Below are 532 nucleotides of genomic sequence, written 5' to 3' on the forward strand. Positions count from 1 at the left end.
CACGGCAGCTGTAGTTCGTGATCTGTAGCGTGTCGTTGCTGGTCAGTGGAGTGGGGGTCCCTGCGGCAACAGGTACGGCCGCCGCGATCATGATCGTCTGTGACAACTGATCCAGACGCGGCGGCCGTTGAGGCCACGGTAGCGCAAGAGGTGTGGCGGGACGGCTTCGGGGAGGTGATGGGCCTGATGGCGGGCTGCTTCCCGCGCCGGGAGACGCGGCAGACCTTCGGGGAGGTGGTCGAGGCGATGCTGATGGGCGTGGAGCGGGCGAACTGCTGGACACTGGCCGAGGCGCTCGGCCACAGAGGCCCGCACCGCCTCCAGCACTTCCTGGCCCGCGCGGTATGGGATCACGACGCCGTACGCGACCGCCTGGCCCGCTGGACGGTGGGCCGCCTCGCCGACGACCGCGCTGTGCTGGTGGTCGACGAGACGGGAGATGAGAAGTCCTCCACGGACGCGGTGGGGGCAGCACGCCAGTACTCCGGTGCGCTGGGCGGAATCGGCCTGTGTCAGGTCGCCGTCCACCTCA

The 532-nt window shown here is 69.4% G+C and carries 1 protein-coding gene; it reads left to right on the plus strand.

Going from position 1 to position 532, the window contains the following annotated elements; all coding sequences use genetic code 11:
- Positions 1-99: 99 nt before the first annotated feature.
- Positions 100-532, plus strand: a 433-nt coding sequence (locus AC3ET4_RS30980; protein WP_431955320.1) for a transposase, incomplete at its 3' end; no start/stop codon positions are given.

This window comes from Actinacidiphila sp. bgisy167 (assembly GCF_057707665.1).